Source organism: Aliamphritea hakodatensis, assembly GCF_024347195.1.
Classification (GTDB): domain Bacteria; phylum Pseudomonadota; class Gammaproteobacteria; order Pseudomonadales; family Balneatricaceae; genus Amphritea; species Amphritea hakodatensis.
Window position 1 is genome coordinate 1,207,171 of sequence record NZ_AP025281.1, and the last position, 19,237, is coordinate 1,226,407.

Sequence of the window (19,237 nt, forward strand, 5' to 3'; positions counted from 1 at the left end):
TACTCAGATAAGTTGTCGTCTGCAGCACTTGTCGCAGTGGTTATCAGATGAGCGGAGATTTTATATGCCTACCGATCTATCTCGCAGCGCGCCTCCGGGAGAGAAAACTCGTTTTTGGAATGATCCGGCTAAACGAGCACTTCTTTTCCAGGTTCTTCTCATTGGCGCAATCCTTCTCTTCGCCGGGTCTTTAATATCTAATACGCTTAACAACCTTGAACAACGTGGTATCACCACCGGTTTTGATTTCTTATCCCAGAAAGCCGGCTTCGGTATTCCACTGACTCTTATCGAGTATAATGAAGCATCTACCTACGGAACGACCTTCTGGGTTGGTCTGTTAAATACCCTGTTAGTGTCTGTTCTGGGCATTATCGCGGCGACTTTCCTTGGTTTTGTCATGGGTGTCGCGCGTTTATCTGACAACTGGTTAATCGCTAAACTGTCATCGGTGTATATCGAGATATTTCGTAATATTCCTTTGCTGTTACAAATTTTCTTTTGGTACTTTGCTGTACTGCGAACCTTGCCTTCGCCACGTCAGAGTATTGAGTTTATGAGCAGTTTCCTGAATATCAGGGGGCTCTCAATGCCGGCACCAGTGCCAGAAAGCGGTTTTAATCTGGTGATCGGTGCGTTTGTAATCGGTATCGTGCTGACCTTTGTTACGTCACGCTGGGCGCATAAACGTCAGGATCAGACGGGTCAGATATTTCCTATGTTCTGGGCGGGTCTGGGTCTGATAATTGGTTTGCCGTTGGTTGTCTTTATGCTGGCAGGTATGCCTATGCACCTGGATTATCCGGTGCTTAAGGGCTTCAACTTCCGTGGCGGTATGACGCTGATTCCGGAACTGGTAGCCCTGTGGTTAGCGCTGACAATCTATACCGCTGCGTTTATCGCAGAAACCGTGCGTGCAGGTATTCTTGCCGTCCCTAAAGGGCAGCTTGAAGCCGCGTTCGCTCTGGGTCTGCCTAAAGTGCGTACCTTGCGCCTGATCGTTATTCCACAGGCGATGCGGGTAATCATCCCACCGTTGACCAGTCAGTACCTGAACCTGGCGAAGAACTCTTCGCTGGCAGCTGCGGTTGCCTATCCGGATCTTGTGGCGGTGTTTGCCGGTACCACACTGAACCAGACGGGACAGGCGGTCGAGATTATGTCGATGACCATGGCAGTCTATCTGACCATGAGTATCCTCACCTCGGTCTTCATGAACTGGTACAACAAGCGCATGTCGCTGATTGAACGATAGGAGGCGGGCTAATGATTAATGAACAACAACCTACTCTGCCCGCACCGGCGAGTACCATTGGCCTGGTAGGCTGGCTGCGCACCAATCTGTTCAACACTCCGGTGAACAGTGTGGCAACTCTGGTGATGCTGTATCTCTGTTATATCTGGCTGACGCCGATATTTGACTGGGTATTTATCAGCGCTGACTGGGCGGGAACAACCCGGGAGAGTTGCACCAGCGGTGGCGCATGTTGGGTATTTATTACCCAGCGGATAGACCAGTTTATGTATGGCTTTTATCCGGCAGATGAAACCTGGCGTCTGGATGTGACCTTTCTTGCATTTGTTGCCCTGATTGCCTGGCTTGTATGGCCTAACCTGCCGAAAAAAGGCTTGGTTGCCGCATTTACGTTGCTGGTCTTTCCGTTTATCGCATTCGTGTTGCTGAGCGGCGGTTACTTTGGATTAGAGCACGTTGAAACCCACAAATGGGGCGGACTGAGTCTGACACTGGTACTGGCTGTGGTGGGTATCGTGGCTGCGTTACCGCTGGGGATTCTGCTGGCGCTGGGACGCCGTTCCGAAATGCCAATCGTTCGTGCGATGTCGGTGGCGTATATCGAAATCTGGCGGGGTGTTCCGCTGATTACCGTGCTGTTTATGGCGTCGGTAATGCTGCCTCTGTTTTTACCTGAGGATATGCATTTTGATAAGCTGTTGCGGGCACTGATCGGTATTACCATGTTCCAGACTGCCTATATGGCAGAGGTTATCCGTGGTGGTCTTCAGGCAATTCCTAAGGGGCAGTACGAAGCGGCTGACGCACTGGGTCTGGGGTACTGGCAGAAGATGGTTATGATCATTCTTCCGCAGGCGCTGAAACTGATGATTCCGGGCGTAGTGAATACCTTTATCGCACTGTTTAAAGATACCAGTCTGGTATTGATTATCGGTCTGTTTGACCTGCTGGCGATTGTGCAGGCCGCTCAGAACGATCCTAAGTGGATAGGTTATGCAACGGAAGGTTACGTCTTTGTTGCCTTTGTTTTCTGGATTTTCTGTTTCGGTATGTCCCGTTACAGCCAGCACTTAGAAAGAATGTTGCATACCGGTCACGGAAGTCGAGCCTGATTCTGGAGTAAGAATAATGAATGAAGTAAATAAGCAAGAAGACCAGTTGATGGTTCAGATCCGTAACATGAATAAATGGTACGGTGATTTCCATGTGCTGAAAAATGTAAATCTTGATGTTCGCCGCGGTGAAAAAATCGTTATTTGTGGGCCTTCAGGTTCCGGTAAATCAACCATGATCCGTTGTATCAACCACCTGGAAGAGCATCAGGAAGGTGATATCTTTGTTAACGGCATTGAAATGGCATCGGACATTAAAAAGATTGATGCCATCCGTAAAGATGTGGGCATGGTGTTCCAGCATTTTAATTTGTTTCCGCATCTTACTGTGCTGGAGAACTGTGTACTGGCACCTATCTGGGTGAAGAAGGTTCCCCGTAAAGAAGCAGAAGCGTTAGCGATGCAGTACCTGGAGCGGGTTAAAATTCCTGAGCAGGCACTGAAGTATCCGGGTCAGCTGTCCGGTGGTCAGCAACAGCGTGTGGCGATTGCCCGTTCCCTGTGCATGAACCCGGATGTCATGCTGTTTGATGAGCCTACATCCGCACTTGACCCTGAGATGATCAAGGAAGTACTGGATGTAATGATTGAGCTGGCACATGAAGGCATGACCATGTTGTGTGTAACACACGAGATGGGGTTTGCTAAAACGGTCGCAGACCGGGTTATCTTCATGGATGGTGGACAGATTATTGAAGAGAATGAACCTCAGGAGTTCTTCAATAATCCGCAGCATGAACGTACCCAGCTGTTCTTAAGTCAGATCCTGAATCACTGATCTTATGATCTGAATTCAGAGACGGGCCGTAAGGCCCGTTTTTTATGCCCGGAATTTGATGTCAGTCGGCTGTGTTGTCACTGGAATTCTGGGATAATGCCGCCTGAATTACTGATTGTTTAGGAAGATTAATGCCACAGCAAAAACTCGCTGTTGTTCTGGTGAATCTGGGAACACCGGATGCACCCACCCCCGGTGCCGTGCGCCACTATCTGAAAGAGTTCTTATCTGATGCCCGCGTTGTTGAAGGCAAAGGTTTACGGCGTCTGTTCTGGCTCGCGGTACTGAACTTTATTATTCTCAATATCCGGCCAAAAAAAGTGGCGAAACTGTATGCCAGTATCTGGGATGAAGATTCCCCGCTTCGTAAAATTCTGAATCAGCAGGTGGCGGGTTTAAGCGTCCGGTTGCAGAATGCATTTCCGGCGGCCAGTGTTCAGGTGTTTCCGGCTATGACCTACGGCTCGCCCGGTTTGCAACAACGTCTTACTGATCTGGTCGCGGCCGGTTATGAGAAAGTGCTGATCATTCCGTTATATCCGCAGTATTCTGCGACCACTACAGCACCGGTTTACGATCAGGTGCAGGCATTCCAGCGCCAGCAGCGTAACGTAATGGATATACGGATTGTGAAGGAATATCACGATCATCCGCTGTATATCAGTGCGCTGGCGAACAGTGTGACGGACTTTTGGCAGAAAAATGGCCGCAACGATAAACTGATTCTTTCTTATCACGGTATTCCACAGGAATATGCGGATAAAGGTGATCCGTATGCAGTTCAGTGCCAGCAGACCTCTGCTTTACTGGCAGCTAAACTGGGGTTACAGGAAAGCCAGTGGCAGCAGACCTTCCAGTCCCGTTTCGGACCGATGGAATGGTTACAGCCTTACACAGATAAAACGTTGGACTCTCTTGCAAAATCAGGCTGTGAATCGGTGGATATCATGTGTCCGGCGTTTGCTGCGGACTGTCTTGAAACGCTTGAGGAGATCACGGTTGAAAACTGTGAGGTTTTCAGTGAGGCCGGTGGTAAAGGCTATCAGTATATTCCGGCGCTGAATGCGTCAACGATGATGATTGATTTACTGGCTGCGCTGACTGAAGCGCAGGCAAATGACTGGCTAAAGGCGGAGAAGAATCATGCAGCTTGATTATATTTTTGGTATTCACGCTGTTACCACAGCATTACAGCGTGATGCAAAACGCTGCCGGGAACTGCTGGTTCAGAAAGGGCGTCAGGATGACAAAGTTCAGAAAATCCTGCATTTGGCACAAAAGAACGGACTTAAGTGCACACAGGTTCAGCGTAAACAGCTGGATGAGCTGGCCGGTGATGGGGTTCATCAGGGGGTAGTGCTAGGCTGCGAACTGGTGCAGGCTAAAAATGAACAGTTTTTGCAGGCCTTGCTTGACCGAACGGAAGAGCCTGCTTTTCTGCTGGTGCTGGATGGTGTAACAGACCCGCATAATCTGGGCGCGTGCCTGCGTACTGCAGATGCTGCCGGTGTACATGCTGTGATTGCGCCTAAAGATAAATCGGCACCGCTGAATGCAACTGTCAGTAAGGTGGCCTGCGGGGCGGCGGATGCTGTGCCCTATGTGCAGGTGACCAATCTGGCGCGGACCTTAAAAGATCTGCAGCAGAGAGGCATCTGGATTAGCGGAACTGCCGGTGAGGCCGAAGTGATGGTATATGACGCTGATCTGAAAGGCCCGATGGCACTGGTAATGGGGGCCGAAGGTAAAGGGCTGCGCCGCTTAACCCGGGAGCACTGTGACCATCTGATTAAAATCCCGATGGCCGGAGAAGTAAGCAGTCTGAACGTTTCCGTTGCAACGGGGGTCTGCCTGTTTGAGGCAGTGCGTCAGCGTCGCTGACTCAATCCGTATTGTTAAAAAAATGCCGGAGCTGAATCCGGCATTTTTGTTTATTTCAGAGTTAAACCGCTGCCTGTTCTTCCCGTGCAGCAAGCCAGTCCATCACTTCTTCAGTATGGCGGGCAATCATGGCTTCTTCATTCGTGGCAATGACCCGGACGCTGACAGAACTGTCTGACGTGCTGATGCATGCCAGGTTATTGCTGTTAGCCAGATCATTGATTTTAACGCCCAGCCAGGCGCTGCGCTGACAAATCTGCTCACGTATATAGCTATCGTTTTCCCCGACACCGCCGGTGAAAACCAGTTGCTGAAGGCCGCCTAACGCAGCGCTTAAACGGCCAATTTCAAGTGCTGCACGGTAGCAGAACATATCGATGGCTTCCTGCGCGTGGGGATTATCACTGTGACGGAGGGTCAGCATATCGGCGCTTTCCCCGGAGACTCCCAGCCAGCCACTTTGCTGATACAGGACGTTTTCCAGTTGATCGTTATCCAACTGATAATGGCGTTGTAAAAACAGCAAAACCCCGGGATCAATGGTGCCGCACCGGGTGCCCATTGGCAGGCCTTCAACAGCGGTGAAGCCCATACTGGAAGCGACAGACTGACCGTCTTTGATGGCGCACATGCTGGCACCGGCTCCGAGATGGCAAACGATGGTATTGGCCTTTTTATCCGGTTCAGGCAGCTCGTTCAGTTTATGATTGATGAATTCGTAAGACAGGCCGTGAAAACCGTATTTATGGATGCCTGCCTCGCTGTATTCCCGCGGGATGGCGTAATACTTTTCTTCCGGCGCGTGGCCATGGTGGAACATAGTGTCGAAACTGGCCACCTGAATGGCGGAAGGTACCAGTTGTTGGCAGACTTCAATCAGTTTGAGGTTGTAAGGCTGATGCAGAGGGGCCAGAGGGATTAGCTGCTCCAGTTCCTGCATCACATCATCGGTCACCAGTACCGGTGCGGTAAAGGTTTCTCCGCCGTGTACGACCCGGTGGCCAAATGCAGAGATTTCACCGTCCAGAAATTGCGCATCAATCCATTCCATGACGTACTTAAGGCAAGCCTGATGACGCTCTTCACGGGGGATTTCCGACAGCGGCAGATCGTTTTTCTCAACGCTGGATTCACGGCCAAAGGCTTTGTCACGGCGGACCAGCACCTGGGCTTTTTCGAGAATATTGCTGAACCGGAACCGGTACAGGCATTCATCGTGGTCAGCATAGCGGATAAAGAGTGCACATTTGAGGCTGGAGGAACCACCGTTAACGGTCAGTATTAAGCTCATGAGTTTGTCAGAATCTCTGTTAGGGATTGTTGCGTATGTTGCATGATCAGTGAGGCCAGTGCACAGGAAGCCAGACGGGCTTCGCTGCCGTCGGCACGGCTGTTCAGTATGACGGGGACGCTGGCACCGAGTAGCAGTCCCGCTGAGCGGGCGTCTGCCAGATAAATCAGTTGTTTTGCCAGCATGTTAGCGGCTTCCAGGTCCGGGGCGAGCAGGATATCAGCGTCGCCGCTTACCGGGGACTGAATATGTTTATCCCGGGCAGCCTGCAGGGAGATGGCATTATCGAAAGCCAGAGGCCCGTCAATAATGGCATGCTGAATTTGCCGGCGGTCTGCCATTTTGCATAAAGCAGCAGCGTCCAGAGTGCTGGGCATGGCCGGCTTTACCTTTTCGACAGCCGCCAGGATAGCGGCTTTCGGAGTGGCAATGCCCAGTGCCCGGCAGAAGTCGATGGCATTTTGCAGAATATCTGCTTTGGCCATCAGGTCCGGTGTGACGTTGATGGCAGCATCGGTTATCACCAAAGGTTTATGGTAGCGGGGGATATCCATCAGAAAGGCATGGCTTAGCCGGCGCTCGGTTCTCAGACCGGACGTTTTATCTAAAATGGCGCTGAGCAGTTCGGCCGTTGCCAGGTCGCCTTTCATAAGTGCCTGAACGTCACCTGTTTTCGCCAGTTCTACCGCTTTAAGTGCCGCTGCATGGCTGTGGGCTGTATCGACGATCCGGTAATGATCAACAGGGCGCCTGAGCTGTTCTGCCTGTGCCTGTATGCGAGCGGCCGGTCCTACCAGTACCGGAGTGATAATGCCCTGTTCTGCCGCATCCAGTGCGCCCCTCAGACCGTTCGCGTCTACCGGATGCACGACCGCTGTTTGTACGGGTGGCTGTTGTTTTGACTGGCTGATTATGTCGTCAAGGCGGGAGGGCATCATGGTAGCCGTTCTCTGCTCGGTTAAATCGTTGGCTGTATTCTGCGCCGCTCTATGTTGCACTGCAATATGAAAATATCTGATTTTGAGTAACAGCGCTCAAGAGTGAGTGTTTATTGATGTGCGACAAAAGTTGAATGCCGGGACAATGGGAAAGTCCGGCAACAGCGTGCCGGACAGACGGGTATCAGACTGTTTTCAGCTTATCCTGATAAGGGGGCCAGCCCATTGGTTTGCCACCCAGAAGATGCAGGTGAATGTGATAAACCGTCTGGCCACCGTGTTCATTGCAGTTGAATACCGTACGGTAGCCGTCGTCTGCAAAACCGGCCTGTTTGGCGATTATACTGGCTACCATGACCATGTGACCGACCAGTTCACAGTCCTGAGGTTCGATATCATTAATGGTGGCGATGTGTTTGCGGGGAATAATCAGTACGTGAGTGGGCGCTTCAGGGTTTATGTCGTTGAATGCGATGACTTTATCGTCTTCATAAACGATCTGGGCGGGTATTTCCTGATTAAGGATTTTACAGAAAAGGCAATCCATGGTGCGTCCTTAAGAATTATCTTGTTGGCTATGCTGATGATACTAATCGGGGTGGGCTGAATAAGCCAGCAGGCGGATAAAGTGCCGGCCTCTGAGGCACAGAGGCCGGATCAGGTTATTCTGCTACAGCAGGTTCCGGTTGCGGCGGACAGTGATGACTTTTATGGACATTCCCCTCCGGTGTGACCGATTCGAGATGTATATCAAAGCCCCAGAGTACATGAAGGTGTTTGAGGACTTCATGAGTGGAGTCACCCAGCGGTTGTCCGTTGTGAATGTAGTGGCGGAGTGTCAGGGAGCGGTCGCCGCGAACATTCACGTTATAGACCTGAATGTTGGGTTCCCGGTTACCGATATTGTACTGAGCCGCCAGGTTTTCACGGACTTTCTGATAGCCGCTGCTGTTATGGATAGCGCTGACCTGCAGGGTATTGCTGCGGCTGTCATCGTCAATGGTGAACAGTTTAAGTTCACGGATCATGTTGGGGGACAGGAACTGCAGGATAAAACTTTCATCCTTATAGTTGCGCATGGCGTCCTGAATGGTGTCATTCCAGTCACTGCCGGCAATGTCCGGAAACCATTCCCTGTCTTCATCGGTTGGATTTTCACATATCCGGCGAATGTCCTGCATCATGCCATAGCCCAGCGCATAAGGGTTTATGCCACTGAAATAGGAGGCGTCAAAAGGGGGTTGAAACACCACGCTGGTGTGCGAGTGCAGGAATTCCATGATGAAACCGTCTGTTACCAGGCCTTCATCGTGCAGGTGATGCAACAGGGTGTAATGCCAGAAACAGGCCCAGCCTTCGTTCATGACCTGAGTCTGACGCTGTGGGTAAAAATACTGGGCAATTTTGCGTACTATCCGCACCAGCTCCCGCTGCCAGGATTCAAGTAATGGTGCATTTTTTTCAACAAAGTAAAGTAAGTTTTCTTCAGGGTCGCTGGGGAAGCGAATCTCCTGAACAACTTCTGCCTCGTCTTTTTTGGGAATGGTATTCCAAAGCTGATTAATATGCCGCTGGACATATTCTTCCCGCTCAGCCTGACGGGCTTTTTCTTCATCCGGTGTAATTGGCTGAGGGCGCTGATAGCGGTTTACGCCATAATTCATTAATGCGTGGCAGGCATCAAGTATCTGCTCGACGGCTTCCAGTCCGTGCCGTTCTTCACATTTGGTAATGTAATTTTTTGCGAACAGCAGGTAGTCAATGATTGCGGAGGCGTCTGTCCAGGTGCGGAACAGGTAATTGCCTTTGAAGAACGAGTTATGACCATAACAGGCGTGGGCGATCACCAGAGCCTGCATCGTCATGGTATTTTCTTCCATGAGGTAGGATATGCACGGGTCTGAATTAATCACTATCTCATAGGCCAGCCCCATCTGGCCACGCCGGTACTGCTGTTCGGTGGAGACGAACTGCTTGCCGTAAGACCAGTGGTTGTAGTTCAGTGGCATCCCGACAGACGAGTAAGCATCCATCATTTGTTCTGAGGTGATGACTTCGATCTGATTGGGATAAGTATCCAGCCCGTAGTGTTTTGCCACCCGGGCGATTTCAGTGTCGTATTTCTGGATCAGTTCGAAGGTCCATTCTGACCCGGTAGAAATCGGCTCGCGCTTCTTCATATTAGGTCACTCCTTTTTTTCGAACAGTTTGCGGAAGACCGGATAGATATCTGCCGCTTCGGTTATGTTATGCATGGCAAAACTTTCTTCGAACTGTTCCTGTATCTGCTGATATTCCAGCCAGAGGTTTTGGGGTGGGCCTGTGGTGATTTCTATGTAGGCGAAATACTGGGTGAGTGGCAGGATCTGTTCCTGCAATACCTGACGGCAAATATGTGAGTCACCATCCCAGTTGTCACCGTCTGAAGCCTGGGCAACATAGATGTTCCAGTCATTGCTTGGATAGCGGTCGCGGATAATGTCTGCCGACAGATTCAGGGCACTGGATACAATGGTGCCGCCGGTTTCACGGGAGTAGAAAAACTCCTGTTCGTCGACTTCTTTGGCATGGGTGTGATGCCGCACAAATACCAGTTCTATCTGTTTGTAGTTCCGGTTAAGGAACAGATAAAGGAGAATGAAAAAACGTTTGGCGATGTCTTTTATCGACTGGGTCATCGAACCTGAGACATCCATGATGCAGAGCATCATCGCTTTACTGCTGGGAACAGGGGTGCGTATCAGGTTGTTATATTTAAGATCAAACTCGTCGATAAACGGCATTCGCTTAATGCGTTTCTGCAGGGCTTCGATCTGTGCTTCGATATCGGCTATTTTCAGGGCAGCATCGTCATCAGGCAGCATGGTTTGCAGCTGCATCAGCTCTTTCTTAAGTACTCTGATTTCCCGGCGTTCCTTACCTGACAATGCGATTCGCCGTGCCTGAGCCGAGCGCAGGGAGCGGACGACATTCAGTTTGTCCGGGGAACCCACATTGGTAAATCCTGCCCGGCGGGTTTCAAAACTGGTGGCGTCACGCAATTGCTTTTTGATCATGTAGGGCAGCTCAAGATCTTCAAACATGAAGTCCAGAAACTCTTCCTGATTGATCTGGAAGGTGAAGTCGTCTTCACCTTCCCCCTGATTGCTGGCGGAGCCTTCGCCGGCACCGCCGCCACCGCCACCCTGCGGGCGTTCGATTTCGTCCCCGACAACAAATTCTTTGTTGCCCGGGAACACCCGTTGCCTGAAACCACCGTTACCGTGATGAAATACCGGTTCTGAGACATCTTTATTCGGGATAGATATTTCACTGCCCTGATTGATGTCGGTGATGCTCCGGCTGTTTACTGCTTCTTCCACTGAACGCTTGATATGCGCTTTGTACCGTCGTAAAAAGCGCTGGCGATTCACGGTACTTTTCTTCTTCGCGTTGAGGCGACGGTCAATGATATAACTCATACTCGTCCTCCAGCTGTTTTAGGGGGGCAGTTACTGCGACTTTCTGACCCGTATATACCATTCAGACAACAAGCGAACCTGTTTCTCTGTATAACCCCGTTCGGTCATACGTTTCACGAATTCGCTGTGTTTCTTCTGGTCTTCGCTGGATGCCTTCGGATTGAAGGAAATGACCGGCAACAGATCCTCTGTATTAGAGAACATTTTCTTTTCGATGACCGTGCGCATTTTTTCGTAGCTGTTCCACGCCGGATTTTTGCCTTTGTTGTCAGCCCGGGCACGGAGTACGAAATTGACGATTTCATGACGGAAGTCTTTGGGGTTGCTGATACCGGCCGGCTTCTCAATTTTCTCAAGCTCTTCGCTGATGGCTACCCGGTTCAGAATATCGCCGGTTTCCGGATCTCTGTATTCCTGATCCTGAATCCAGAAATCTGCATAGGTAACATAACGGTCAAAGATGTTCTGACCATACTCAGAATAAGATTCCAGATAGGCGGTCTGAATTTCTTTACCCAGGAACTCAATATACTTCGGCGCAATATATTCTTTCAGGAAGCCAATCAGACGTTCCTGAACTTCCGCCGGGAACTGTTGCTGTTCAATTTGCTGCTCAAGTACATACATCAGGTGTACCGGGTTCGCGGCAATCTCCACCGGGTCGAAATTGAATACCTTGGAGAGTATCTTAAAGGCAAAACGGGTCGACAGGCCTTCCATGCCTTCATCCACTCCGGCAGAGTCTTTATATTCCTGCAGGGATTTAGCCTTAGGATCGGTATCTTTCAGGTTTTCGCCGTCATAGATACGCATCTTCGAGAAGGTATTAGAATTCTCTGGTTCTTTAATCCGTGACAGAACGGAGAACTGTGCCAGCATATGCAGCGTATCCGGTGCGCAGGGTGCGTTACGTAATGAGCTGTGTTCCAGCAGTTTCTGATAGATATGAATTTCTTCAGAGACACGCATGCAATAAGGTACTTTGACGATATATACCCGGTCGATGAAGGCCTCGTTGGTTTTGTTGTTTTTAAAGCTCTGCCATTCTGATTCGTTTGAGTGGGCCAGCAAAATGCCTTCGAACGGAATGGATGCCATGCCTTCTGTACTGTTGTAGTTACCTTCCTGCGTGGCAGTCAGTAACGGGTGCAGTACCTTAATCGGCGCCTTGAACATTTCGACAAATTCCATCATACCCTGGTTAGCGTGACACAGCGCACCGGAGAAACTGTAGGCATCGGGATCGTGTTGCGGATATTCTTCCAGCATACGGATATCCACTTTACCGACAAGGCTGGAGATGTCCTGATTGTTCTCGTCACCCGGTTCGGTTTTTGCGATGGCGATCTGATTCAGGATGGAGGGATACAGTTTCACGACTCTGAACTGGCTGATATCGCCACCGTATTCGTTCAGGCGTTTTACTGCCCATGGGGACATCAGACCTTTAATGTAACGGCGTGGAATGCCGTATTCTTCTTCAAGAATGTCCGCATCTTCAGCCGGATTGAAAAGACCCAGTGGGGATTCGTTGATAGGAGACCCTTTAATGGCATAGAAGGGAATGTGCTCCATCAGTGCTTTCAGGCGTTCGGCCAGAGAAGATTTACCGCCGCCCACCGGGCCAAGCAGGTACAGAATCTGTTTACGTTCTTCCAGGCCCTGTGCGGCATGTTTAAAGTAAGAAACAATCTGTTCGATGGCATCTTCCATGCCGTAGAACTCATCAAAAGAAGGGTAGCGCTGGATCAGTTTGTTAGAGAAAATCCGGCTCAGTCTTGGGTCCAGTGATGTATCAACCAGCTCAGGTTTGCCGATGGCATCAAGGATACGCTCTGCTGCACTGGCGTAAGCCATCGGATCTTCTTTACAGATATCTAAATACTCTTGCAGGCTGTATTCCTGTTCTTGCGTGGCATCAAAGCGTGCTTTGTATTGTTCAAAAATATTCATGTCCCACCTTCCTTAAACGTGAATTAAATTGTCTTACTTAAGGACTCATAACGCTTTTCTCGGTCAACCTTTATTAATCAGTGTAGTTCAAGATTGCTCTTCCCTGACGAAATTTTCCTCATTTTGTGTTGAATCAACTATTTGATTTTTAATCAGATCCTCTTTAACAGCCCGCATGAAACGGGCGGCTTCGCCCCCGGTGGCTGCGCGGTGATCAAAGGTCAGGGAGAGAGGCAGGGTGGGGTGCATTTCAGGTTCATCCTGAGCATTCAGATAGGCGGCCATGTAGATGGCGCCGGCACCGAGAATAGCAACGGTTGGCGGTACGACAATGGGGTTGGCATAGCGTCCGGCGATGGTTCCGAAGTTGGAAAGGGTAATGGTGTTACCGGTCAGTTCAGCGGGTGGAATTGTCCGGTTGATAACATCCTTGCGCAGGTTGTCGAGGCCCTGACGAAGGTCGTTCAGGTCCCGGTTGCCGATATCCCGCATGACCGGCACAAATAATCCCTGCTCGGTATCAACGGCCACTCCGAGATGAATTTTGCTGTGCAGCCGTCTGGCCAGCCGCGGGCCGTCAAACCATGCATTGAGTGAAGGCTCAGCGCGACAGCCGGCGGCAATGGCATGCATCAGCCGCATGGTTATGTCCTGCTTGCCTTCCCAGTTACTGATGTTGACGTCATCATTCAGGGTAACGGGGACCACTTCAGCCTGTGCACGGGCCATATTTTTAGCCATCTGTTTACGCACGCCGCGAAGGGGCTCTGCTTTACCGTGCAACTGATCAAGATGGGCGGCATGCTCAATGTCTCTCGGGGTTATATGGCCGTCGTGCCCGCTGCCCTGTAGCTGGTTGATATCGACCCCCAGACGCTGTGCAAGTGCTCTTACCGCCGGCGTCATCTGTGGCTGGTGGTTTTGTGTACTGGGGGCTGCACCGATATAAAAATGATCATCTGTGCTGCTGGCTTCCTGGCTGAGCTTGCCGACCACGGTGCCGCTGTCGGTATCTTCTTCGCCAGCGAATTCAATCAGGGGTTCACCGGTATGAATAGTGTCGCCAGCTGCGCCGAACAGGTGAGCAATTGTGCCGTCCTGAGGGGAGGGAATCTCGATGATTGCTTTTGCCGTTTCAACTGAGACCAGTATCTGATCGGTTTTAACGGTATCACCTTCCTGTATGCGCCATTCCAGAATTTCGGCTTCCGGTAAGCCTTCGCCTAAATCCGGTAATTTGAAATACTTCATGCGAACTCCAGTGTTGTCTGAACTGCTGCGAGAATGTCTGCCGTGTTCGGCATATATTGCTGCTCAAGCTTGTAGTAAGGCATTACTGTGTCGTAGCCGGTAACACGCTGTACCGGCGCTTTGAGGCTGAGCAGGGCCCTTTCCGCGATGGTGGCGGAAATTTCAGCACCGACTGCACAGCTTTTAGGGGCTTCGTGGATAATCACACACCGGCCAGTTTTGGCCACTGAGGAAAGTATGGTGTCGTGATCCAGCGGGTTCATACAGGCAACATCGATGACTTCACAGTCGATGTTCTGTTCTTTGAGGGCGTCAGCGGCTTCTAGAGTTTCTTTTATCATAGCCCCCCAACTGATCAGTGTTATGTCGTTACCTTCCCGGAGGGTGAAGCAGGTATCCAGTGGCAGGGCCTGGCCGTTATCTTCAACAGGCTGTGCGCTGAGCCGGTATATTCGTTTGGGTTCCAGAAACACCACCGGATCAGGATCCCGTATTGCTGCCAGCAGAAGGCCGTATGCGCGGGCCGGCGAGGAGGGAATGACTACCCGGATGCCCGGAATGTGCGCCAGCAGGGCTTCTGTGCTTTCTGAATGATGTTCCGGGGCATGAATGCCGCCGCCAAAAGGGGCGCGGATGACCAGCGGGCAACTGAGGCGTCCCCGGGTGCGGTTACGCATCCGGGCACCATGGCAGATCAGCTGTTCCATGGTGGGGAAAATGAATCCCATAAACTGAATCTCAGCAACCGGTTTAAGTCCCTGGGTAGCCATGCCAATGCTCAGGCCGGCAATCATGTTTTCAGCAAGGGGGGTGTCGAGTACCCGTTTCAGACCAAAAGCTTCACGCAGGCCCACTGTGGCGCGGAAAACACCACCATTGGTGCCGATATCTTCCCCCAGAACGATAACCGATTCGTCTTTTTGCATTTCAGACATCAGTGCCAGATTGACGGCTTCTACCAGGGTAACGTTATGGACTTCATGACTCATGATGTGATCCTCCCGTCATTGCTTTGATGACTGCACTGGTCCGTTGTTCCTGAAGTGCTTTGGGCAGCTCTGCATAGAGGTAATCAAAGATGCTTTCCACCGGCTGCGTGTCCATGTTCAGATACGCATCAACCTGATCCTGAATAATTTTCTGGACTTCATTCAGCCAGGCCTGTTCCTGAACCTCGTCCCACCATCCGTTGGCAACCAGGTAGTTCTGTAAGCGTTTAACCGGCTCTTTTTGCCAGGCCGCTTTGAGCTCATCGTTGTGACGGTAGCGGGTTGCATCATCAGCGGTTGTGTGGTCGCTCAGCCGATAGCTGATCGCTTCAATAAGGGTGGCACCTTTACCGTCACGGGCATGCTTCAGGGCATCTGCCATTGCTTCGTGAATGGCGATGACATCATTGCCGTCAATCTGCTCACACCGGATACCTGCTCCGAGGCCTTTTTGTGCCAGTGTTTCAGCGCCGCACTGAATACTTCTGGGCACAGAAATCGCCCACTGGTTATTGTTCACGAAAAACACCACCGGTAATTGCCAGGCGCCGGCCAGGTTAAGGGCTTCCATAAAGTCACCTTTCGAGGTCGCGCCGTCACCGCAAAAACTGACAGCCACACGTTTTTCACCGCGGATTTTTAATGCTGTGGCGACCCCGGTGGCGTGCAGGCTCTGGGTGGCAATCGGTACCGCATTTGGAAAGTCTTGTCCGTAGCCGGGAGAAGCATTGCCCCGCTCATCTCCGCCCCAGTAATTGAGAATGTCGAGTATCTCTGCACCACGGATTATCTGCAGAGAGTGATTGCGGTAATACGGCACCAGTACGTCGTCCGGCTGCATTAACTCTCCGCTGACAGCGTCTATGGCTTCTGCGCCCAGCATTGAGGGGTAGGTGCCCATCTGGCCTGTGCGTTGCAGGGCAATGATTTTCGTATCAAGTTGCCGTGCCAGTACCATATTGCGGTAGTAGCTTTGCAGGGGTTCGGGCTGTCTGGCCCATTCGGGGAGATCAGCAACCGGGGTGCCCTGTTCGTCCAGAAAGCGGCGAAATTGTATTTCGCCCTGATATACCTGTGTCATATGCTGCACTCCTGTAGGGTTTCAGGCTGCCTGAAACTGTCCCGAATCTGCCTGTTGAATAATCTCTGATGCGCGCTGATCAGCGATATCACTGATAACCTGACTGCTTTGTCTGGCCTCCATATAGAGGTCTGATAATGTGTCAAAAATGCCGGTTATTTTTGCTTCGATAGCGGTATCGGTCTGTTGCTGATAACGCATAGCAACAAACATCAGACCACCGGCATTAATGACGTAATCCGGCGCGTAAAGTATATTCCGCTGTTTTAGTTGCAGGCCTGCGGCCGGCGTTTTCAACTGGTTATTTGCAGATCCTGCAATGCTTTTACAGCGTAACCGGGGCAGGGTATCGTCGTTGATCACTGCACCCAGACCACACGGGCTGAATACGTCGCAACTCACATCATAGATTTCTTCAGGTCTGCAGATAGCAGTACTGAGCTGTTGTCTGGCTTGCAGCATTTTATTGTCATCGATGTCTGTAACGGTCAGATGAGCGCCGGCCTGACGCAGCCGGAATGCCAGATTAAGACCAACATGACCGAGGCCCTGTATGGCAATGTGGCGTCCCTTCAGGGAATCGCTGCCGGTGGTATATTGCAGGTTTGCGCGGATGCCGGCGAAGACGCCTCTGGCGGTTGCCGGAGAAGGATCTCCCATCTGCTGTGTACAGGATACATAGGACGTCCGGGTTGCGATGTCATCCATATCATCTACCAGGGTGCCGCTGTCCATGGCGGTAATATACTGACCACTGAGGCTGTCTATGGCCTGACCGAAGCTGCGCATCAGCGCGTGCCGGTCATTAAGATTGTCTGGCCGGATGATAACGGCTTTGCCGCCACCGAATGGCAGCCCCGCTAACGCGGCTTTATAACTCATGCCTTTCGCCAGCCGGATCGCATCCGTGATGGCATCATCATTCGTACTGTAGGGAATAAACCGGCAGCCGCCGAGAGCCGGGCCGCGTACTGTGCTATGTATAGCAATCACGGCTCGTAATCCGGTGCCAGGGTCGCTGAAAAAATGCAGTTGTTCCAGCGCGTCGGTTTCCATTTGTTTAAACATGACGGGATCCTCCGTACGCATAAAACTTTGGAAATTCCGGGTTGAACTGATAAATCAACCGGAACTGATTTTACTAGCGTTTAATAATTGGATAGCACAGGATTCAGTAAAGTTCAGCTGACAATTGTTTATTTTATATACTGTTTTTTTTGTGTAGTACGCTATAAACCCCCGCACCGTGCCGCTTCCGGGGGGGAAATAAAAAATGATCATTGTGGCAATTAAAATTGTTAAACAGAGCATGTGATGAATGTATAAAGCGGCATGGTTTTGTTTTCCGGTAACCTGACCTGTGAATCCGGCTTCTGATATCTTTTCAGGGAATATCTAAAGAATTATATAACCATAGGGGTTTGTAATCGCTAACATTCCTGTTTGCGGCGAATGTACAGAACTGTATAATTCGGTCAATAAATAGCATCAGGGCCTGGTTGATTTCATAATGATACGACGATTTATTAATCAAGGAGCGTCGCTGCGACGCAGTGTCAGTTTACTGACCTTTTGTGCTTGTTTTTCAGCATCAGTGGTTGCCGATCAGATTACGTATGCTGATCAGACGCTGGACCGTGAAACATTACTGTTATCAAGCCTGGGTGATTTACAGCAAAACCAGCTTAACGGTGCGGTTGATAAACTGAAAACACTGATTGATGAGCAGCCTGATTTCCGTCTCGCTCAGTTAATCTATGCAGATCTGATGGCTGCACAGGGAGCCCCCCTGAGCACGGTTGGCAATAATAAAACGGATGCTGATGCCAAAGCCCTGAGCGGGTTGATTAAAGAAGCTAAGGCCCGGATGAACATTGCATCGGTTCGTCCTGATACCGGGCTGATTCCTTCAAGCCTGATTAAGATGTCTGGTGATCAGGAGCATGTCATCGTTGTTGATATGTCCAGTTCACGTTTGTACCTTTTTGAAAATCAAAAGGGTATTCCCGTTTTAATTAAAGATTATTACGTATCTTATGGTCGTGGCGGGGTGAATAAACGTATCCGGGGGGATTTAAAAACCCCGCTGGGTGTGTATTTTACAACCAGCCGGCTGACGGATGAACAGCTGCCTGCCCGCTACGGTTCAGGTGCGTTACCGATTAACTATCCTAATGTGTGGGATGTCCGTAACGGTTATAACGGCAGTGGTATATGGCTGCACGGCTCTCCAAAAGATACCTTCAGCCGTCCGCCGCAGGCCAGTGAAGGATGTCTGTCATTAACGAATCAGCATTTTTCTGAGTTGGATGGAATTGTCGATTTTAATGCAACGCCGGTATTGTTAGGCACAAATTTCGAGTGGATTGATCAGCAAAGCTGGCTGGAAAATCAGGCACAGTTAGTTCGGGTTGTGAATAACTGGCGGGATGACTGGCAAAGCCTGGATACCGATAAGTTTGTCAGCCATTACTCGCGGGATTTTGATAACGGTAAAGAAGACTATAAGCGTTTTGTGGCGCATAAGCGCCGGGTAAATGCGGCAAAGTCTTTTATTGATGTGGATATCGAAAACCTGAGTTTATATCAGTACCCGGATCAGCCAGATTTATTGGTTGCATCGTTTGAACAAAGTTACAGCAGTAATAATTACAACGGTGACAGCATTAAACGTCAGTACTGGGTAAAGCAGGACGGTAAGTGGCAAATTGCGTATGAAGGTGCGCCCAGTAAAGGTATTCCATAGGCCTGAAATGAAAGTATTAAAAACCACGAACACGGCGTGGTTTTTTTATGGGCGAACGTAAATGTATCCCTGCTGTTGTAACGCTACAATAGCAGGCAGTCCCGCCTGAACCCGGTCTTGTGTTTCAGCACCGTATATATCATCAATTGTTTTGCTGTAAGCGTCGAGAGTATTACCGCAAAATAATAGGTGTGCACCTTCCAGTCTGATGCTGTCAAGGAGGATCTGTTTTGCCTCATCTTCACTGGCTGAAAGAAAATACTCCAGCGCTGCCCCGTGAATCATAACTTTAAGATCAATGTTGTCTTCACCAACAGCGGCAAGATGATTGCTTATATTTGTGAAGGTGGCATTTATCCGGGAAGTGTCAGGATAATTTATATGATAAATGACTTTTTGTGGCGGGTAAGTCTGTTCAGCAACACTGATATTCGTGGTTAGGCTGAGCAGCAGTACAGCGGTTGTAACAATACGAAGCAGATAAACAGACATAAAAAAACC

17 protein-coding genes are annotated in these 19,237 nt (G+C 50.3%); 6 read left to right on the forward strand and 11 right to left on the reverse strand.

Annotated features, from left to right (window positions below; genetic code table 11):
* Positions 1-64 precede the first annotated feature (64 nt).
* The 5 genes from PCI15_RS05490 to rlmB all read left to right on the forward strand — a co-directional run bounded on the left by PCI15_RS05490 (position 65) and on the right by rlmB (position 5,026).
* Positions 65-1,255, forward strand: a complete 1,191-nt coding sequence (locus PCI15_RS05490; RefSeq protein ID WP_271273350.1) for an amino acid ABC transporter permease — start codon at positions 65-67, stop codon at positions 1,253-1,255.
* 11 nt (positions 1,256-1,266) lie between these two features.
* Positions 1,267-2,367 carry an amino acid ABC transporter permease gene (locus tag PCI15_RS05495; protein ID WP_271273351.1) on the forward strand — a complete coding sequence of 367 codons (1,101 nt, stop codon included), beginning with the start codon at positions 1,267-1,269 and terminating at the stop codon, positions 2,365-2,367.
* A gap of 49 nt (positions 2,368-2,416) precedes the next feature.
* On the forward strand, positions 2,417-3,145 hold the full coding sequence (locus PCI15_RS05500) for an amino acid ABC transporter ATP-binding protein (RefSeq protein WP_271274582.1): 729 nt from the start codon (positions 2,417-2,419) through the stop codon (positions 3,143-3,145).
* A gap of 131 nt (positions 3,146-3,276) precedes the next feature.
* The gene (hemH, locus tag PCI15_RS05505) at positions 3,277-4,299 is read left to right on the forward strand and encodes a ferrochelatase (protein ID WP_271273352.1); all 1,023 of its coding nucleotides are present in this window, start codon (positions 3,277-3,279) and stop codon (positions 4,297-4,299) included.
* The gene (rlmB, locus tag PCI15_RS05510; protein ID WP_271273353.1) at positions 4,289-5,026 is read left to right on the forward strand and encodes a 23S rRNA (guanosine(2251)-2'-O)-methyltransferase RlmB; all 738 of its coding nucleotides are present in this window, start codon (positions 4,289-4,291) and stop codon (positions 5,024-5,026) included. Before hemH ends, rlmB begins: the two co-directional genes overlap by 11 nt.
* 61 nt (positions 5,027-5,087) lie before the next feature.
* Here the strand turns inward: rlmB and PCI15_RS05515 are convergent, their stop codons facing one another.
* From PCI15_RS05515 to PCI15_RS05560, 10 genes are all read right to left on the reverse strand, one after another.
* Positions 5,088-6,317, reverse strand: a complete 1,230-nt coding sequence (locus PCI15_RS05515; protein ID WP_271273354.1) for an acetate/propionate family kinase — start codon at positions 6,315-6,317, stop codon at positions 5,088-5,090.
* Complete coding sequence (locus PCI15_RS05520; RefSeq protein WP_271273355.1) at positions 6,314-7,315, reverse strand: bifunctional enoyl-CoA hydratase/phosphate acetyltransferase; 1,002 nt, start codon at positions 7,313-7,315, stop codon at positions 6,314-6,316. Before PCI15_RS05520 ends, PCI15_RS05515 begins: the two co-directional genes overlap by 4 nt.
* 124 nt (positions 7,316-7,439) lie before the next feature.
* Complete coding sequence (locus tag PCI15_RS05525; protein WP_271273356.1) at positions 7,440-7,802, reverse strand: histidine triad nucleotide-binding protein; 363 nt, start codon at positions 7,800-7,802, stop codon at positions 7,440-7,442.
* A 115-nt stretch (positions 7,803-7,917) separates the two neighbouring features.
* Positions 7,918-9,435, reverse strand: coding sequence for a SpoVR family protein (locus PCI15_RS05530; protein WP_271273357.1), 1,518 nt, complete (start codon positions 9,433-9,435; stop codon positions 7,918-7,920).
* Positions 9,436-9,441: 6 nt separating this feature from the next.
* Positions 9,442-10,716, reverse strand: a complete 1,275-nt coding sequence (locus PCI15_RS05535) for a YeaH/YhbH family protein (RefSeq protein WP_271273358.1) — start codon at positions 10,714-10,716, stop codon at positions 9,442-9,444.
* 30 nt (positions 10,717-10,746) lie between these two features.
* Entirely contained in the window at positions 10,747-12,669 is a 1,923-nt protein-coding gene (locus tag PCI15_RS05540) for a PrkA family serine protein kinase (protein ID WP_271273359.1), read from the reverse strand.
* Positions 12,670-12,756: 87 nt separating this feature from the next.
* Entirely contained in the window at positions 12,757-13,920 is a 1,164-nt protein-coding gene (locus PCI15_RS05545; protein ID WP_271273360.1) for a dihydrolipoamide acetyltransferase family protein, read from the reverse strand.
* A complete protein-coding gene (locus tag PCI15_RS05550; RefSeq protein ID WP_271273361.1) occupies positions 13,917-14,909 on the reverse strand; it encodes an alpha-ketoacid dehydrogenase subunit beta in 993 nt (330 codons plus the stop codon). Before PCI15_RS05550 ends, PCI15_RS05545 begins: the two co-directional genes overlap by 4 nt.
* Positions 14,899-15,990, reverse strand: coding sequence for a pyruvate dehydrogenase (acetyl-transferring) E1 component subunit alpha (gene pdhA, locus PCI15_RS05555; RefSeq protein ID WP_271273362.1), 1,092 nt, complete (start codon positions 15,988-15,990; stop codon positions 14,899-14,901). Before pdhA ends, PCI15_RS05550 begins: the two co-directional genes overlap by 11 nt.
* Before the next feature lie 21 nt (positions 15,991-16,011).
* Positions 16,012-17,058 (reverse strand): Leu/Phe/Val dehydrogenase, encoded by a 1,047-nt coding sequence (locus tag PCI15_RS05560; protein ID WP_271273363.1) that lies wholly within the window; start codon positions 17,056-17,058, stop codon positions 16,012-16,014.
* A gap of 442 nt (positions 17,059-17,500) precedes the next feature.
* Here PCI15_RS05560 and PCI15_RS05565 point away from each other — a divergent pair, with 442 nt between their 5' ends.
* Positions 17,501-18,736 carry a L,D-transpeptidase family protein gene (locus PCI15_RS05565; protein WP_271273364.1) on the forward strand — a complete coding sequence of 412 codons (1,236 nt, stop codon included), beginning with the start codon at positions 17,501-17,503 and terminating at the stop codon, positions 18,734-18,736.
* 45 nt (positions 18,737-18,781) lie between these two features.
* On the opposite strand, the gene PCI15_RS05570 is transcribed toward PCI15_RS05565, so the two are convergent.
* On the reverse strand, positions 18,782-19,228 hold the full coding sequence (locus tag PCI15_RS05570; protein WP_271273365.1) for a DsrE family protein: 447 nt from the start codon (positions 19,226-19,228) through the stop codon (positions 18,782-18,784).
* Positions 19,229-19,237 lie beyond the last annotated feature (9 nt).

Excerpts from the sequence above, each read along its gene's own strand:
- PCI15_RS05490 (WP_271273350.1), top strand. The coding sequence starts at position 65 with ATGCCTACCGATCTATCTCGCAGCGCGCCTCCGGGAGAGAAAACTCGT.
- PCI15_RS05495 (WP_271273351.1), top strand. The coding sequence starts at position 1,267 with ATGATTAATGAACAACAACCTACTCTGCCCGCACCGGCGAGTACCATT.
- PCI15_RS05500 (WP_271274582.1), top strand. The coding sequence starts at position 2,417 with ATGGTTCAGATCCGTAACATGAATAAATGGTACGGTGATTTCCATGTG.
- hemH (WP_271273352.1), top strand. The coding sequence starts at position 3,277 with ATGCCACAGCAAAAACTCGCTGTTGTTCTGGTGAATCTGGGAACACCG.
- rlmB (WP_271273353.1), top strand. The coding sequence starts at position 4,289 with ATGCAGCTTGATTATATTTTTGGTATTCACGCTGTTACCACAGCATTA.
- PCI15_RS05515 (WP_271273354.1), bottom strand. The coding sequence starts at position 6,317 with ATGAGCTTAATACTGACCGTTAACGGTGGTTCCTCCAGCCTCAAATGT.
- PCI15_RS05525 (WP_271273356.1), bottom strand. The coding sequence starts at position 7,802 with ATGGATTGCCTTTTCTGTAAAATCCTTAATCAGGAAATACCCGCCCAG.
- PCI15_RS05530 (WP_271273357.1), bottom strand. The coding sequence starts at position 9,435 with ATGAAGAAGCGCGAGCCGATTTCTACCGGGTCAGAATGGACCTTCGAA.
- PCI15_RS05535 (WP_271273358.1), bottom strand. The coding sequence starts at position 10,716 with ATGAGTTATATCATTGACCGTCGCCTCAACGCGAAGAAGAAAAGTACC.
- PCI15_RS05540 (WP_271273359.1), bottom strand. The coding sequence starts at position 12,669 with ATGAATATTTTTGAACAATACAAAGCACGCTTTGATGCCACGCAAGAA.
- PCI15_RS05545 (WP_271273360.1), bottom strand. The coding sequence starts at position 13,920 with ATGAAGTATTTCAAATTACCGGATTTAGGCGAAGGCTTACCGGAAGCC.
- PCI15_RS05550 (WP_271273361.1), bottom strand. The coding sequence starts at position 14,909 with ATGAGTCATGAAGTCCATAACGTTACCCTGGTAGAAGCCGTCAATCTG.
- pdhA (WP_271273362.1), bottom strand. The coding sequence starts at position 15,990 with ATGACACAGGTATATCAGGGCGAAATACAATTTCGCCGCTTTCTGGAC.
- PCI15_RS05560 (WP_271273363.1), bottom strand. The coding sequence starts at position 17,058 with ATGTTTAAACAAATGGAAACCGACGCGCTGGAACAACTGCATTTTTTC.
- PCI15_RS05565 (WP_271273364.1), top strand. The coding sequence starts at position 17,501 with ATGATACGACGATTTATTAATCAAGGAGCGTCGCTGCGACGCAGTGTC.
- PCI15_RS05570 (WP_271273365.1), bottom strand. The coding sequence starts at position 19,228 with ATGTCTGTTTATCTGCTTCGTATTGTTACAACCGCTGTACTGCTGCTC.